A 13,289-nucleotide genomic window follows, 5' to 3' on the forward strand; every position below is an offset into this window, starting at 1 on the left:
GGGATACGCAATCAACCCTTCTTCGCCGGTCCGGTCGCGATCGGCCGGTCGCTGGCGCCCCATTCGGCCCAGGAGCCGTCGTAGAGCGCGCGCGCCGACTTGCCTATGGTCTCCAGCGCAGTCGCGAGGATCGCCGCGGTGACGCCCGAGCCGCAGCTGGTGATCAGCGGCTTGTCGAGATCGGCTCCGGCCTCGGCAAAGGCGGCGGCGATCGCGGCGGAATCCTTCAGGCTGCCATCGGCGATCAGCGCGGTTGCGGGCACGTTGAGCGCGCCCGGCATATGGCCGGAGCGGACGCCGGGACGCGGCTCGGGTGCTTCCCCGCGAAAGCGGTCGGCCGGGCGGGCATCGACAACCTGCGTTCCACCGGCAAGCGCCCTGGCGACATCGTCGGCGCTGGCGACGGCGGAATGGTCGAGCCGGGCGGTGAAGCTGCGTGCGGCCCGGGCGCGCGGCGGGCCATGCTCGATCGGCCGGCCTTCGCGTTCCCATTTCGGGAAACCGCCCTCGAGAATGACCACGTCCTTGGCGCCGAAGGTGCGGAAGGTCCAGCGTACGCGCGGTGCCGAGAACAGGCCGAGCCCGTCATAGACGACGATACGCATGCCGTCGCCGATCCCCAAGGCTCCGACGGCCGCCGAGAAGGCCTCCGGCCGCGGCAGCATGTGCGGCAGGTCGGAGTTGATGTCCTTCACCGCGTCGATGTCGAAATGCACGGCGCCTGGAATCCGCCGCTCCGCGAATTCGGCATGCGGATCGCGGCCATGCGCCGGCAGATACCAGGAGCCGTCGACCACGATGACGTCGGGCGCGTTCAGGCGCTCCGCGAGCCAGTCGGTCGAAACGAAAACGTCTTCACGGGCCATAGGCGTGTCCTTGGGGATATTCGAGGTTTGCAATCTACTTGAAAAACGCCCGAAGGGCTGGAATCCACGGACGGCTTCTCAGGCCAACGCGATGCGCACGCGCCGGTTCTGCTTGCCCTTCTTCTCGATATCGGTGACGGCGACGAGGCCGATCTCCGCCGTGTTGCGGACATGGGTGCCGCCGCAGGGCTGCAAGTCGATATCGCCGATGGCGACAAGCCGGACGCGGCCCGAGCCGCGCGGCGGCTTCACCGACATCGTCTTGACGAGACCCGGGTTGGCGTCGAGCTCCTCGTCGGTGATCCAGCGCTCGGTTACGTCGGCGTTGCGCGCGATGAGCGCGTTGAGCTTCTCGGTCACCTCGGCCTTGTCGAGCCCGCCTTCCGGGATGTCGAAATCAAGTCTCCCGTCGCCATCGCCGATCGAGCCGCCCGTTACGGGGAAGGGCAGCACGACGCTGAGCAGGTGGAGCGCGGTATGCACGCGCATGCGCTTGAGGCGGCGTTCCCAGTCGAGCGCGGCGGTAACGGCCTCGCCCGGCGCCGGCAGAGCCTGGCCTTCGGCGGGAACATGGATGACCCGGCTCTTGTCCTCCGGATCGTAGATCGTGGTGCCGATGGCGATGAGGCCGCCGTCCGCCCGGCGCAGATGTCCGGCGTCGCCCGGCTGGCCGCCGCCGGTCGCATAGAAGATCGTGCGGTCGAGGATGATGCCGCCACGCTCGTTGACGGTTTCCACCGTCGCGGGCGTCTCCTGCAGATAGGCGTCCTCGCGGAACAGCAGTTCGGTCGGCATGATCTTGTCGTCTCGCTGGTCGCGCTCGAGGCGCCTTCGCGCCGCAGACTGCACCGATTGCTTCGCCGGTGCCACCTCATTGAAGGGATAGCGGGGATGAATTGGGCCGCGAGGCTTCCGGCGTCGCGATTCGATGCCTAGATGGCGACTCCGACCAACCCGGAGCAGTCATGGCCTTGCCCCGCATGAAACCGCAGGACGGCATCGCCTGGGTCACCGGTGCCAGCTCCGGCATCGGAGCGGCGGTTGCGCTCGAACTGGCGCGGCGCGGCTGGACGGTCGCGGTCACCGCGCGAAGGACGGACGCGCTCGAAGCCGTCGCACGCGAGGCTGAGAGCTTCCCGGGCCGGATCGTCGCCCACGCCGGCGACGTGACCGATGCGCAGGCGATGCAGGGAATCACGGAGGCCATCGAGAGCATTCACGGACCGATCGCACTGGCGTTCCTGAATGCCGGCATCGCATCCGGGCAAGGCGGTCGGATCGATACCGAGACCGTGGAGAAGGTCGTCGCTGTCAATCTGCTGGGCGTCGTGAAAAGCCTCTTCGCCGTGAAGCCGCGCATGGCCGCGCGCGGACGCGGTCAGATTGCGGTCAACGCCTCGCTCGTCGGCTATCGCGGCCTGCCCGGTGCAGCCGCCTACGGGGCCGCCAAGGCGGCCGTGATCTATTTCTGCGAGTCGCTGCACTTCGACTGCAAGGCGGCTGGCATCCGCCTGCAACTGGTCAATCCCGGTTTCGTCGACACGCCGATGACGCGGGGCCGGCGATTCCCGATGCCGTTCCTGCTGACGGTGGAGGAAGGCGCCCGTCGAATCGTCGACGGCTTCGAGCGCGGCGGCTTCGAAATTGCCTTTCCACGCCGCCTCGCCTGGATGCTGAAGGCGGCGCGGCTCTTGCCCTATCCGGCTTATTTCGCGCTGATGGCCCGCTTCGCCGAGCGGAACGACTGAGCCCGGCTTCAGCGGTTGCGGATCCTGGAGAAGGCATCGAGCGCGCGCTGGCGCCCGAAGGCGAGGTCGACGAGCGGGGCAGGGTAGGTCTCGCCGATTCGCACTCCGGCCTCGCGCAGCGCCTTTTCCGAGGCCTTCCACGGCTGGTGGATATCTTTGTCGGAAAGTCCTGCCAGTTCCGGCACCCATTGGCGGACATAGGCACCGCCGCAATCATGGGTTTCGCCCTGCGTGACGGGGTTGAAGATACGGAAGTAGGGCGAGGCGTCGGCGCCCGATCCCGCCACCCATTGCCAGCTCGCAGCATTGCTGGCCGGATCGGCATCGACCAGCGTGTCCCAGAACCAGGCTTCGCCGGCGCGCCAGTCCTGCAGCAGATGCTTGATCAGGAAGGACGCCGTGACCATCCGGATGCGGTTGTGCATCCAGCCGGTTGTCCAGAGTTCGCGCATGCCGGCATCGACCAGCGGGATGCCGGTCTGTCCGCGCTGCCAGCGGCGGAGCGCCTCCTTGTCGGGTTGCCAGGGAAAAGCGTCGAAGCGCTCATCGTAGTTGCGCGTCGCCAGCTGGGGATTGTGGAAGAGCAGGTGGTGGGAAAACTCGCGCCAGCCGATCTCGGAGAGGAACTTCTCCGCATCGCGCTCCGATCCGGCGGCCTCGCCGGTTGCGCGGGCATGATGGAGCGCATGCCAGATCTGGCGCGGCCCGATCTCGCCGAAGCGCAGATGCGGTGAAAGCCGCGAGGTCGATTCGTGGTCTGGCCGGTCGCGACCTTCGGCATAGCCCGCGAGCGCGCCGGCCAGAAAATCCTCGAGTCGCACCGCGGCGCCTTGTTCTCCAGGCGTCCATTCCGCCCGCATGCCCCCGGCCCAGTCGGGCTTGCCGGGCTCAAGCCCGAGATTCGGCAGCGAAACGCTGAGAGCCTCGATCGACTCGGGCAGGGGGAGCGCCTCGATTCGCACCGGCACCGGAATCGGAGCCGGCGGCCCGCCCTTCTGCCGGGCCGCGCGCCAGTAGGGCGTGAACACCTTCATCGGCTGCCCGGTCGTCGTGGTGACCTGCCATGGCTCGTTCAGGAGATGGCTGTTGAAGCTGCGGACGCTGATTCCGCTCCGCGACAGGTCTTCCTTGAGCTGCCGGTCGAGCGCGATCGCCTCCGCTTCGTAGCGGCGATTCCAGGTGACCAGCTCGATTCCGGCCCCTGCCGCGACGCATGGAATCAGCTCGGCCGGATCGCCCTGCATCAGCACGAGCCGGCCGCCCTTCTGCGCCAGAGCTTTGCCGAGCGCGTCGAGCGAACGCGACAGCCACCAGCGCGAAGCGCCGCCGAGCGGCCGGCGAGCGGGGCCGGTGTCGAGAATATAGAGGCATAGGACCGGTCCGGCCTGCGCTGCCGCGGCGAGGGCGTGGTTGTCCGCCAGCCGCAGATCGTTCCTGAACCAGTGCAGGGAGCGCTCAGCCATGTTTCCTTATCCGGTCGGGCAGTATCGTGCACGCACCAACCACGCCGGCACAAACGCGGCGGGAGGCGGATCGGTATCAGGAAGAAGGATAATTTTTTTTGGAGGCCTCGCCCGGAATCGAACCGGGGTGCAAGGATTTGCAGTCCTCTGCGTAACCACTCCGCCACGAGGCCTTCCGGCGAAAGCGGCATCGGCCGCCTCAGCGAGAGCGCAATAACCACAAGCCGCAGTCCGCCGCAAGCCGGCATCGCTCCGTCCACAGCGCAGATGACAAATCTGCTTGGTTGGCTCGCAAGGGGCTTGCGCTGCCGGGGGCACCCCGCTATGACCCCGCCACGTTGTTCCCGGATAGCTCAGCGGTAGAGCAATCGACTGTTAATCGATTGGTCGCAGGTTCGAATCCTGCTCCGGGAGCCAGCACCTTCCCCAAAAATCGTTAGCCCGCCCGACAGGCCGCCGCGTTGCTGCGATGCAAGGCGAGCTTGCCTTTTGCGCGCGGGTCGAACACAAAGCAGCCGTGACGGCGCTGAGCCGGCCGGATGGAATCCGCTCTTCGCAGCCGATCCGTTCCGGGCGCCAGCGCAGACGGAGAGTTCAGGGTTATGGAAGGCTTCAGCGGGCTGCGCCGCAACATGGTCGATTGCCAGTTGCGCACCTATGACGTGACCGATCGGGCCGTGCTGGCCGCGGCCGATACGGTTCCGCGCGAGGTGTTCGTCCCGGAGAATTTCGCGCATCTCGCCTATCTCGACCAGTCGATCGCATTGCCGGGCACCGGGCGTGCGCTGATGACGCCGATGGTCATCGCCCGCATGATTCAGCTGCTCGACCTGCAGGCGGGCGAGGATGCGCTCGAATATGGCGGCGGCTCCGGCTACGGGGCGGCGCTGATGGCCCATGTCGGTGCCACGGTCACGTTGTGGGAGCCCGACTCGGCCGCCCGCACCCTCGCCGAAGGCGCGCTGCGTGCCGCCGGCGCCCAACAGGTCACGATCACCGCCACGCAGCCCGCCAGAGAATCGTTCGACGCGATTCTGGTCAGCGGTGCCTGCGAGACTCAGCCGGAATCGCTTTTCCCCTTGCTGCGAGCCGAGGGACGGCTCGTCGTGGTTGAGGGGGCAGGGCGTTCCGCCCGCGTCAAACTTTATCGAAAATCCTCGGATATCGTCGCCGGCCGCCCGGTCTTCGATGCTGCGGCTCCGGTTCTGTCCGAATTCCGCCGTCCGGAGGCCTTCGTCTTCTAAGCGTTTGCATTTTCGAAAGGAGGGTGTCGCATTTTTGTGGCAGGTTCCGAGGGAAATGCTCCTGGCGGCGCCCATGCGTTGGCTCACGGCGTCGGGCAGGGTATGAAATAGAGAATTATGCCGAGGCTGGGGCGTAGCCTGGGCGCGACTTCAGTGCGCACACGAGGCGTCCAGTGAAAATAAGATACGACAAGATTTCCGGGTTCGGGCTCTCCGCCATCATCGCCTTGGCGATGTCAGGCGGCTGGGCTTTGCCTGCCGCGGCACAGTCCATGGAAGCCGCGCTGGCCCGGGCCTATTCGGGCAATCCAACGCTGAATGCGCAGCGTGCCTCCGTCCGCGCCGTCGACGAGAACGTTCCCCAGGCTCTTTCCGGATATCGTCCCCGCATCCAGGCTTCGGCCGATATCGGCGCGAGCATCCTGGAGACCGACACCCCGGCCGGCAGTACGTCTTCGGGCTTTCATAACCGCACGACGAGCCGGCTCGCGCCGCGCGGCGCCGGCGTTTCGATCACCCAGAACATTTTCGACGCCGGCAAGACCCGCAACTCGGTCGGCCAGTCCGAATCGCAGGTGCTTGGAGCGCGAGCCACCCTCCGCAATACCGAACAGAACGTCCTGCTGGACGGCGCGACGTCCTATATGAACGTGCTGCGCGACACGGCGATTCTCAGCCTGAACCGGAACAACGTCGAGGTTCTCGAGGAGCAGCTGCGCCAGACGCGCGATCGATTTCAGGTCGGCGAGGTGACGCGGACCGACGTTGCCCAGGCCGAGGCGCGGCTGTCGTCCGCCCAGTCGCAGGCGATTCTCGCCGAATCGAACCTCAAGACCTCGGTGGCACGCTTTCGCCAGAATATCGGCATTGAGCCCCGTTCGCTCACGCCCGCCCGCCCGGTCGAGAGCCTCTTGCCGAAGTCACTGCCGCTGGCGCTGACGCACGCTCTCGGCAGCCACCCGGCGATCATCGCGGCGCTGCACGGCGTCGACGCCGCCGAGCTGCAGGTCAAGGTCACGGAAGCGGATCTCTATCCGACCATCGGCGTCACCGGCACGGTCCAGCAGCGCTACGACAGCACGTTCTTCGGCGACAACCGCCTGTCGGCGAGCATCGTCGGCGCGCTGACGATCCCGATCTATGAAGGCGGGCAGGTCTATTCCCGCACCCGGCAGGCCAAGGAAACGGCCGGCCAGCGCCGCATCGAGGTCGACACTCAGCGCGATACGGTTCGCGCGGCGGTCGTCTCCGCCTGGGGCGGGCTGGAAGCGGCCAAGGCCCAGATCATCGCTGCGCAGGCTCAGGTCGAGGCGTCCTCGACTGCGCTTGCCGGCGTTCGCGAAGAGGCCAAGGTCGGCCAGCGAACCACTCTCGACGTCCTGAACGCGCAGCAGGAACTGGTCAGCGCGCGCTCGAGCCTCGTGACGGCGCAGCGTGACCGTGTCGTCGCCTCCTATGCGGTGCTTTCGGCAATCGGCAAGCTCTCCTCCGAGACGCTCAAGCTCAAGGCCCAGTCCTACGAGCCCCGCCAGCACTACGATCAGGTCAAGGGCCTGCTGTGGGGCACACAGACCCCTGACGGCCGCTGAAGCTCTCCGTTGATTGCGGCTGGCCCTGATGCCAGCCGCCAGCTTCGGCGCATTCGCGCAACAGCGCCGATTTCTCCTGTGGGAGAGCCTGTCCTCGCCTTGTCTGCCCTGTAAGTCGTGGAATACTCCGCTCTTGGAGCAGCGTTGATTCCATCGGCGCGCCCGATGTCGAACGGTCAGGCCTTCATGAGCGCGCAAGCCAAGCCCAACGAACCGTCGATGGAGGAAATTCTCGCCTCCATTCGCCGGATCATTTCGGACGATGAGGTGAAGCCGGCTGAGTCTGCCGCCGCTCAGGCTCCGGAACCTGAAGCCGCGCCTGCCCCGGCCCCGATAGCGCCTATCGACGATGACGTGCTGGATCTGGGAGCCGAAGCCGCTCTGATCGCGGCTCCGACGCCTGCACCTGCACCGGCACCCGAACCTGAGCCAGCGCCCCAGAACAGCATCGTCGACGATTCCGACATCGCCTTTGTCGAGGAGCAGCCGGCTGTTGTCGCAGTGGCGCCGCCGCCTCCTCAACCAGAACCCGCTCCGTTCGTCGCCGCGCAGCCCGCTCCCGCCGTCGACATGGCGAGCCTGCTGTCGGATCAGGCCAGCTCGGCCGTGACCAACGCCTTTGGCCAGCTCGCCAGCACGGTGCTCAGCAACAACGCCCGGACGCTGGAAGACCTCGTCAAGGACATGCTGAAGCCGATGCTCAAGAGCTGGCTCGACGACAACCTTCCGACGATGGTCGAGCGTCTGGTCCGCTCCGAGATCGAACGCGTCGCGCGCGGCGGACGGAGCTGACTGCTCCGAGGCCGCGGCGCTATTGAGGCCCGCCGGTGTCGGCGGTTTACGATCAAGCCTTGGTTTGTTGCGAGCTGTCCCGGGCGCCGCGCGCCGGGCGCGCTCCGCGACGCGGGGAGACCGCCGGCCTCGCATGGCGTTGGCGCGGTCGCGCTGGCCGCCCCTCGAATGCGCCGGCTTCCCTGAGGCGTTCGAGCCCGTATCCGGCTACAGCGAGCAGGGTAGCGGGAGCGCCGAGCCGCGACACCAGCATCGTCAGGCCCACTGCGATCGGACGCGGATAGCGCCCGGAAGCGGCCTCGACGGCGAACCATGCCCCGAGGCCATGAACAAAGAGCTTCAGCATCGTTTTTCCTGTTTGGTAGCAGAGCTTTAGAAGGTGACCTTGCGGTGCTCTCCGAGTTCGGGTTTCGAGCCGGTCACAGCCGCCGCGGCCATCTTGACGCTGGTGACGATCTTGCCGGGGCTGTCCCAGAACTCGGCCATGGCGGGCCGCACGCGCAGGATGCGTATGTCGGGATCGTTCTCGTCGTCCCAGAACGCCTTGTTGCTCGGCTCCCAGAGCGCACGCACGCGAGCGCGGTCGTCGACCACGGTCGCTGTGCCGCTGATCGACAGATAGCGGTGTCCGCTCGTGTCGGAGAAGGCGAGACAGACATTGTCATTGATCTGGATCTCGTCATCCTTGTGGTGGCGACGATCCGTCAGGAAGTAGATGGTGTCCTCCTCGCGCTTGCCATGGGCGTGCATGGGGCGCGCGCGCAGTTCGTCGCCATTGCCGTCATGGGTCACGAGCATGGCGAATTTGATCGAGTCGACGAGCTCCCAGACGCGATCCTGATCATTGCGGGGCATGCCGGTTTCTCCGTGTTGCAGCTGTCGTGGATGCAACGGATCGCCGCGCGGCAGGTTCCCTCGGTCGTTTAGGTCTTGGCGAGGGAACAATGGCGCCGTCCGCGCGTAGGGAGTGGCGCGACGCGCCGCTAGCGGCGCGCAGCGCTTTCCTTTGTCGTTTTCCGCTTAGGGGGATTTGCTATGGCCAAGCCTGCCACGAAGACCGCGCCGAAAACCTCTGCATCCGCGAAGATCGTCAAATCGAGCAAGATCGATCTGGCCTCGAACACCAAGACGAAGGTTGTCGGCCTGTTCAACGAACGACTCGCCGATGGCATCGACCTGGCGCTGGTCACGAAGCAGGCGCACTGGAATCTGAAGGGGCCGGGCTTCATCGGCGTGCATCTCATGCTGGACGGTTTTCGCGACCAGCTCGACGAGCATGTCGACACGGTCGCGGAGCGGATCGCGCAGCTCGGCGGCATCGCGCTCGGCACCGCGCAGACGACGGCGGCGGCGACGTCGCTCAAGCCCTATCCGACAGAAATCGTGTCGGTTCAGGATCATCTCCACGCACTGATCGAGCGCTATGCCGACACCGGCAACAAGGTTCGCGAAGCGATCGACGCCTGCGCCGAAGCGGGTGACGCCGACTCCGCCGACATCCTGACGGCCTATTCGCGCATGCTCGACAAGTCGCTCTGGTTCCTGCAGTCGAACCTGGGTTGAGCCGCTTCGGCGCAAGGCCGGCGGTCGCCTGTCATCGAAAACGTTGACGGGCGCCCCGCGCATGCGCTCTTAAGACGCGAGACCTTTTGGCCTGTGATTTTCCGGCCGGGGCAGGTTCCCCGGCCTTTCTGCGTTCGAGCGAAGCGATGATGGACAAGACTTTCGAGCCGGCAGCCGTAGAGGCCCGGATCAGCAAGGCCTGGGACGAGGCGCAGGCCTTCAAGGCGGGCAGGGGAGCGGCGCCCGGGGCCGAGCCCTACTGCATCGTGATCCCGCCGCCGAACGTCACCGGCTCGCTGCATATGGGCCACGCGCTCAACAACACGCTGCAGGATGTGCTCTGCCGCTTCGAGCGCATGCGCGGCAAGGACGTGCTCTGGCAGCCCGGCACCGACCATGCCGGCATCGCGACGCAGATGGTCGTCGAGCGCAAGCTCGCCGCCGAGAACCGCACCGACCGCCGCACGATGGGCCGCGAGGCCTTCCTCGCCGAGGTCTGGAAGTGGAAGGAGGAGTCGGGCGGGACGATCGTCAATCAGCTCCGCCGTCTCGGCGCGTCTTGTGACTGGTCGCGTGAGCGCTTCACCATGGACGAGGGGCTGTCGGCCGCCGTCCTCAAGGTCTTCGTCGGCCTGCACAAGCAGGGCCTGATCTATCGTGCCAAGCGCCTGGTGAACTGGGACCCCAAGTTCCAGACCGCGATCTCGGATCTCGAGGTTCTGCAGATCGAGAAGACCGGCTCGTTCAAATGGCAGCGCGACGGCGAAGAGGCCTTCGACGCGGCCAAGCTCGACAAGGTCCTGAGCCGCGATCCGAACGGCCATCTCTACTATTTCAACTACCCGCTCGAAGGCGCGGCCTATGACCCGGATGACGCCTCGACCTTCATCACGGTCGCGACGACGCGCCCGGAGACGATGCTGGGCGATACCGGCATTGCCGTTCATCCCGACAACGAGACGATTGGCCATCTGATCGGCCGCAATGCCGTGCTGCCGCTGGTCGGCCGCATCATCCCCATCGTGCCCGACGACTATGCCGACCCGGAGAAGGGCACCGGCGCCGTCAAGATCACCCCCGCGCATGACTTCAACGACTTCGAGGTCGGCAAGCGCCACAAGCTCGACGTCGTCAACATCCTCGATGGCGAGGCGCGCATCCTGCTCGCCGGCAACGAGGATTTCCTGGCTGGCTCCAAGCCGGAAGCCGAGACGCTCGCGCTCGACGGGCTCGACCGTTTCGTCGCGCGCCGCCGCGTCGTCGAAATGATGGCCGAGCGCGGCCTTCTGGCGAAGGTCGAGCCGCATGCTCACACCGTGCCGCATGGCGATCGCTCCGATGTCGTCATCGAGCCCTGGCTGACCGACCAGTGGTATGTCGACGTCAAGCCGCTCGCGCAGCGTTCGATCAAGGCGGTGCAGGACGGACGCACCAAGTTCACGCCCGAGAACTGGACCAAGGTCTATTACGACTGGCTGGAAAACATCGAGCCCTGGTGCGTCTCGCGCCAGCTCTGGTGGGGCCATCAGATCCCGGCCTGGTACGGGCCGGACGGGGAGGTCTTCGTCGCCGAATCGGAAGCCGAGGCGCAGACGCTGGCGATGGCGCATTACGGCGACACCGTCGCACTCACGCGCGACGAGGACGTACTCGACACCTGGTTCTCGTCGGCCCTTTGGCCGTTCTCGACGCTGGGCTGGCCGCAGGAAACGCCGGAGCTCAAGCACTATTACCCGACCGCGACGCTGGTCACTGCCTTCGACATCATCTTCTTCTGGGTCGCCCGGATGATGATGATGGGCCTCAACTTCATGGATGAGGTGCCGTTCAAGGACGTCTACATCCACGCCATCGTTCGCGACGAGAAGGGCGCGAAGATGTCGAAGTCGAAGGGCAACGTCATCGATCCGCTGACGCTCGTCGACAAGTACGGTGCCGACGCGCTGCGCTTCACGCTGGCCGCCATGGCCGCGCAGGGCCGCGACATCAAGCTCGCCACCTCGCGCGTCGAGGGCTATCGCAACTTCGCGACCAAGATCTGGAACGCCGCGCGCTTCGCTGAACTGAACGGCTGCCTGCGCGCTGCCGATTTCGACCCTGCCTCGGTCAAGCAGCCGCTCAACCGGTGGATCCTCAGCGAAGCCGCACAGGCGGCCGAGGAGGTCGCGGCCGGCATACCCAGCTTCAAGTTCAACGAGGCGGCCGGCGCAGCCTACCGCTTCGTCTGGAACCAGTTCTGCGACTGGTATCTGGAGCTTGCCAAGCCGGTGCTGCAGGGCGAGGGCGTCGATGCCGCGGCGAAGGCCGAGACGCAGGCGACGGTCGCCTACGTTATCGACGTGATCTGCCAGCTGCTCCACCCCTTCATGCCGTTCCTGACCGAGGAGCTCTGGGCGCAGAAGGCCGAGGCCGGCGCGCCGCGCAAGCTGGCGGCGGGCGACGCCTCTCTGGTCTGCCTCACCCGCTGGCCCGATCTTTCGGCGCTCAAGGATGCGGCGGCGGAGGCAGAGATCGGCTTCGTCGTCGACCTGATCTCGGACATCCGCTCGGTGCGCTCGGAGGTCAACGTCCCGGCCGGCACGCAGGCGCCGCTCGTGCTCGTCAATGCCTCGGTGGCGACGCGGGCCACGATCGAAAGCTGGCGGCCGATGATCGAGCGGCTGGCGCGCGTCTCCGACATCGCTTTCGAGGCGGCGGCGCCGGCGCAATCGGCCCAGATCATCGTGCGCGGCGAGGTAGCGGCGCTGCCGCTCGCCGGCCTGATCGATCTCGACGCGGAGCGCACGCGCCTGACGAAGGAACTCGCCAAGCTCGATCAGGACATCACGATCGTCGAGAAGAAGCTCGGCAACCCCGATTTCATGGCCCGCGCGCCGGAGGAGATCGTCGAGGAGAACCGCGAACGCAAGGCTGCGGCGGAAGCGCGCAAGCTCAAGATCGCGGAGGCTCTGGCGCGGCTTGCGTGACGATACGTCATTGCGAGCGCAGCGAAGCAATCCAGGACACGTAGAGCTCTGCGGCCCCTGGATTGCGTCGTCGCTTCGCTCCTCGCAATGACGCTATGGCCCGCAGCACGCTCCGGGCATCGCAATCCGGTCACGCCTTTGTCGTCAAATTGACGCTGATCCAAGAGAGGACTGGCATTCTCTCTCGGACCCCGCTTAGATGCGCCCGACGCAAATCCGCCATGCAGAATGCGTGGCGGCAAAAGGACCGGCTGTTCAGAACCCATGCTCAAGCGAGCTTACGACTGGTGCGTTTCATACGCCTCCCATCCTGCTGCCCCCTGGCTACTCTTCGCCATCACCTTCGTTGAGAGCTCGATCAGCCCGCTGCCGCCGCTCCCACTGCTGATTCCGATGTGCATCGCGCGGCCGGACCGCGCCTGGTTCTACGCCGGCATCTGCTCGCTCGGCGCCGTGCTCGGCGGCTATCTCGGCTACGCCATCGGCGCTCTGCTCTACGAATCGGTCGGCGCCTGGCTGATCGGCATCTACGGCCTGCAGGACAAGGCCGCGCACCTGATCGCTTCTTCGCAGGATTACTGGTTCTGGGTGCTCGTCACCAAGGGCCTGACGCCGATTCCGTTCAAGATCGTCACGATCATGTCGGGCTTCCTGCATTTCGACCTGTGGAAGTTCACCATCGGCATGGTGGTGTCGCGCACGACCTTCTTCCTGATGATCGCGGTGGCGCTGCGTTTCTATGGCGACGACATCCGCATCTTCATCGAGAAGCACCTGCCGATGACGGCGCTCGCGCTCGTCGCCGTCGTCGTCGGCGGCTTCTTCGTCCTTCMCATGGTGCTGTGAGCGGCCGCTGCGTCAGCTGCCGCCCTCGACTTTGTGACATCGACGCAACACAGCGATGAGATTGGCGCCCAGCGCCGCCTCAACTGACGCAATCGCCGCGATGCCGCCACAAACGACGCCCAGCAAAACGGGGCGTTAAGTCCCTGAGATATATTCAAATTGGAACTAACGCGCCGGCTCGGGAGCGTTTTCGGGCCAAGAGTGGGTTTCGG

At 66.1% G+C, this 13,289-nt stretch carries 12 protein-coding genes and 2 tRNA genes; 8 read left to right on the top strand and 6 right to left on the bottom strand.

Annotated elements, in window-relative coordinates; all coding sequences use genetic code 11:
- Positions 1-11: 11 nt before the first annotated feature.
- Both sseA and AC1DIN_RS15280 read right to left on the bottom strand, forming a co-directional pair.
- The gene (gene sseA / locus AC1DIN_RS15275; protein WP_476810382.1) at positions 12-866 is read right to left on the bottom strand and encodes a 3-mercaptopyruvate sulfurtransferase; all 855 of its coding nucleotides are present in this window, start codon (positions 864-866) and stop codon (positions 12-14) included.
- A gap of 78 nt (positions 867-944) precedes the next feature.
- Positions 945-1,661 (bottom strand): alanyl-tRNA editing protein, encoded by a 717-nt coding sequence (locus AC1DIN_RS15280; protein WP_476810383.1) that lies wholly within the window; start codon positions 1,659-1,661, stop codon positions 945-947.
- Positions 1,662-1,831: 170 nt separating this feature from the next.
- Here AC1DIN_RS15280 and AC1DIN_RS15285 point away from each other — a divergent pair, with 170 nt between their 5' ends.
- Positions 1,832-2,614, top strand: a complete 783-nt coding sequence (locus tag AC1DIN_RS15285) for an SDR family NAD(P)-dependent oxidoreductase (RefSeq protein ID WP_476810384.1) — start codon at positions 1,832-1,834, stop codon at positions 2,612-2,614.
- Between the two features lie 8 nt (positions 2,615-2,622).
- Here the strand turns inward: AC1DIN_RS15285 and AC1DIN_RS15290 are convergent, their stop codons facing one another.
- Together AC1DIN_RS15290 and AC1DIN_RS15295 are read right to left on the bottom strand one after the other, a co-directional pair.
- A complete protein-coding gene (locus AC1DIN_RS15290) occupies positions 2,623-4,077 on the bottom strand; it encodes a cryptochrome/photolyase family protein (protein WP_476810385.1) in 1,455 nt (484 codons plus the stop codon).
- A 99-nt stretch (positions 4,078-4,176) separates the two neighbouring features.
- Positions 4,177-4,250: transfer RNA gene (locus AC1DIN_RS15295), tRNA-Cys, on the bottom strand.
- 169 nt (positions 4,251-4,419) lie between these two features.
- Here AC1DIN_RS15295 and AC1DIN_RS15300 point away from each other — a divergent pair.
- The 4 genes from AC1DIN_RS15300 to AC1DIN_RS15315 all read left to right on the top strand — a co-directional run bounded on the left by AC1DIN_RS15300 (position 4,420) and on the right by AC1DIN_RS15315 (position 7,702).
- A tRNA-Asn gene (locus AC1DIN_RS15300) sits at positions 4,420-4,494 on the top strand.
- A 185-nt stretch (positions 4,495-4,679) separates the two neighbouring features.
- Positions 4,680-5,321, top strand: a complete 642-nt coding sequence (locus AC1DIN_RS15305) for a protein-L-isoaspartate O-methyltransferase family protein (protein WP_476810386.1) — start codon at positions 4,680-4,682, stop codon at positions 5,319-5,321.
- 173 nt (positions 5,322-5,494) lie between these two features.
- The gene (locus tag AC1DIN_RS15310) at positions 5,495-6,910 is read left to right on the top strand and encodes a TolC family outer membrane protein (RefSeq protein WP_476765345.1); all 1,416 of its coding nucleotides are present in this window, start codon (positions 5,495-5,497) and stop codon (positions 6,908-6,910) included.
- Positions 6,911-7,096: 186 nt separating this feature from the next.
- Complete coding sequence (locus AC1DIN_RS15315; protein ID WP_476810427.1) at positions 7,097-7,702, top strand: PopZ family protein; 606 nt, start codon at positions 7,097-7,099, stop codon at positions 7,700-7,702.
- Between the two features lie 52 nt (positions 7,703-7,754).
- Here the strand turns inward: AC1DIN_RS15315 and AC1DIN_RS15320 are convergent, their stop codons facing one another.
- Both AC1DIN_RS15320 and AC1DIN_RS15325 read right to left on the bottom strand, forming a co-directional pair.
- Complete coding sequence (locus AC1DIN_RS15320) at positions 7,755-8,048, bottom strand: hypothetical protein (protein WP_476810387.1); 294 nt, start codon at positions 8,046-8,048, stop codon at positions 7,755-7,757.
- A 26-nt stretch (positions 8,049-8,074) separates the two neighbouring features.
- Entirely contained in the window at positions 8,075-8,557 is a 483-nt protein-coding gene (locus AC1DIN_RS15325) for a pyridoxamine 5'-phosphate oxidase family protein (RefSeq protein ID WP_476810388.1), read from the bottom strand.
- Between the two features lie 180 nt (positions 8,558-8,737).
- Here AC1DIN_RS15325 and dps point away from each other — a divergent pair, with 180 nt between their 5' ends.
- The 3 genes from dps (at position 8,738) to AC1DIN_RS15340 (ending at position 13,077) form a co-directional block, all read left to right on the top strand.
- Complete coding sequence (gene dps / locus AC1DIN_RS15330) at positions 8,738-9,265, top strand: DNA starvation/stationary phase protection protein Dps (RefSeq protein WP_476810389.1); 528 nt, start codon at positions 8,738-8,740, stop codon at positions 9,263-9,265.
- Positions 9,266-9,411: 146 nt separating this feature from the next.
- Entirely contained in the window at positions 9,412-12,231 is a 2,820-nt protein-coding gene (locus tag AC1DIN_RS15335) for a valine--tRNA ligase (protein ID WP_476810390.1), read from the top strand.
- Between the two features lie 264 nt (positions 12,232-12,495).
- A complete protein-coding gene (locus AC1DIN_RS15340; protein ID WP_476810391.1) occupies positions 12,496-13,077 on the top strand; it encodes a YqaA family protein in 582 nt (193 codons plus the stop codon).
- The last annotated feature ends 212 nt before the right edge of the window (positions 13,078-13,289 follow it).

Source organism: Allobosea sp. 05T438, from assembly GCF_056396025.1.

Coding starts and splice junctions, on each gene's coding strand:
- AC1DIN_RS15280 (WP_476810383.1), bottom strand. CDS start 1,661: ATGCCGACCGAACTGCTGTTCCGCGAGGACGCCTATCTGCAGGAGACG.
- AC1DIN_RS15325 (WP_476810388.1), bottom strand. CDS start 8,557: ATGCCCCGCAATGATCAGGATCGCGTCTGGGAGCTCGTCGACTCGATC.
- AC1DIN_RS15335 (WP_476810390.1), top strand. CDS start 9,412: ATGATGGACAAGACTTTCGAGCCGGCAGCCGTAGAGGCCCGGATCAGC.
- AC1DIN_RS15315 (WP_476810427.1), top strand. CDS start 7,097: ATGAGCGCGCAAGCCAAGCCCAACGAACCGTCGATGGAGGAAATTCTC.
- AC1DIN_RS15320 (WP_476810387.1), bottom strand. CDS start 8,048: ATGCTGAAGCTCTTTGTTCATGGCCTCGGGGCATGGTTCGCCGTCGAG.
- AC1DIN_RS15290 (WP_476810385.1), bottom strand. CDS start 4,077: ATGGCTGAGCGCTCCCTGCACTGGTTCAGGAACGATCTGCGGCTGGCG.
- AC1DIN_RS15305 (WP_476810386.1), top strand. CDS start 4,680: ATGGAAGGCTTCAGCGGGCTGCGCCGCAACATGGTCGATTGCCAGTTG.
- AC1DIN_RS15285 (WP_476810384.1), top strand. CDS start 1,832: ATGGCCTTGCCCCGCATGAAACCGCAGGACGGCATCGCCTGGGTCACC.
- dps (WP_476810389.1), top strand. CDS start 8,738: ATGGCCAAGCCTGCCACGAAGACCGCGCCGAAAACCTCTGCATCCGCG.
- sseA (WP_476810382.1), bottom strand. CDS start 866: ATGGCCCGTGAAGACGTTTTCGTTTCGACCGACTGGCTCGCGGAGCGC.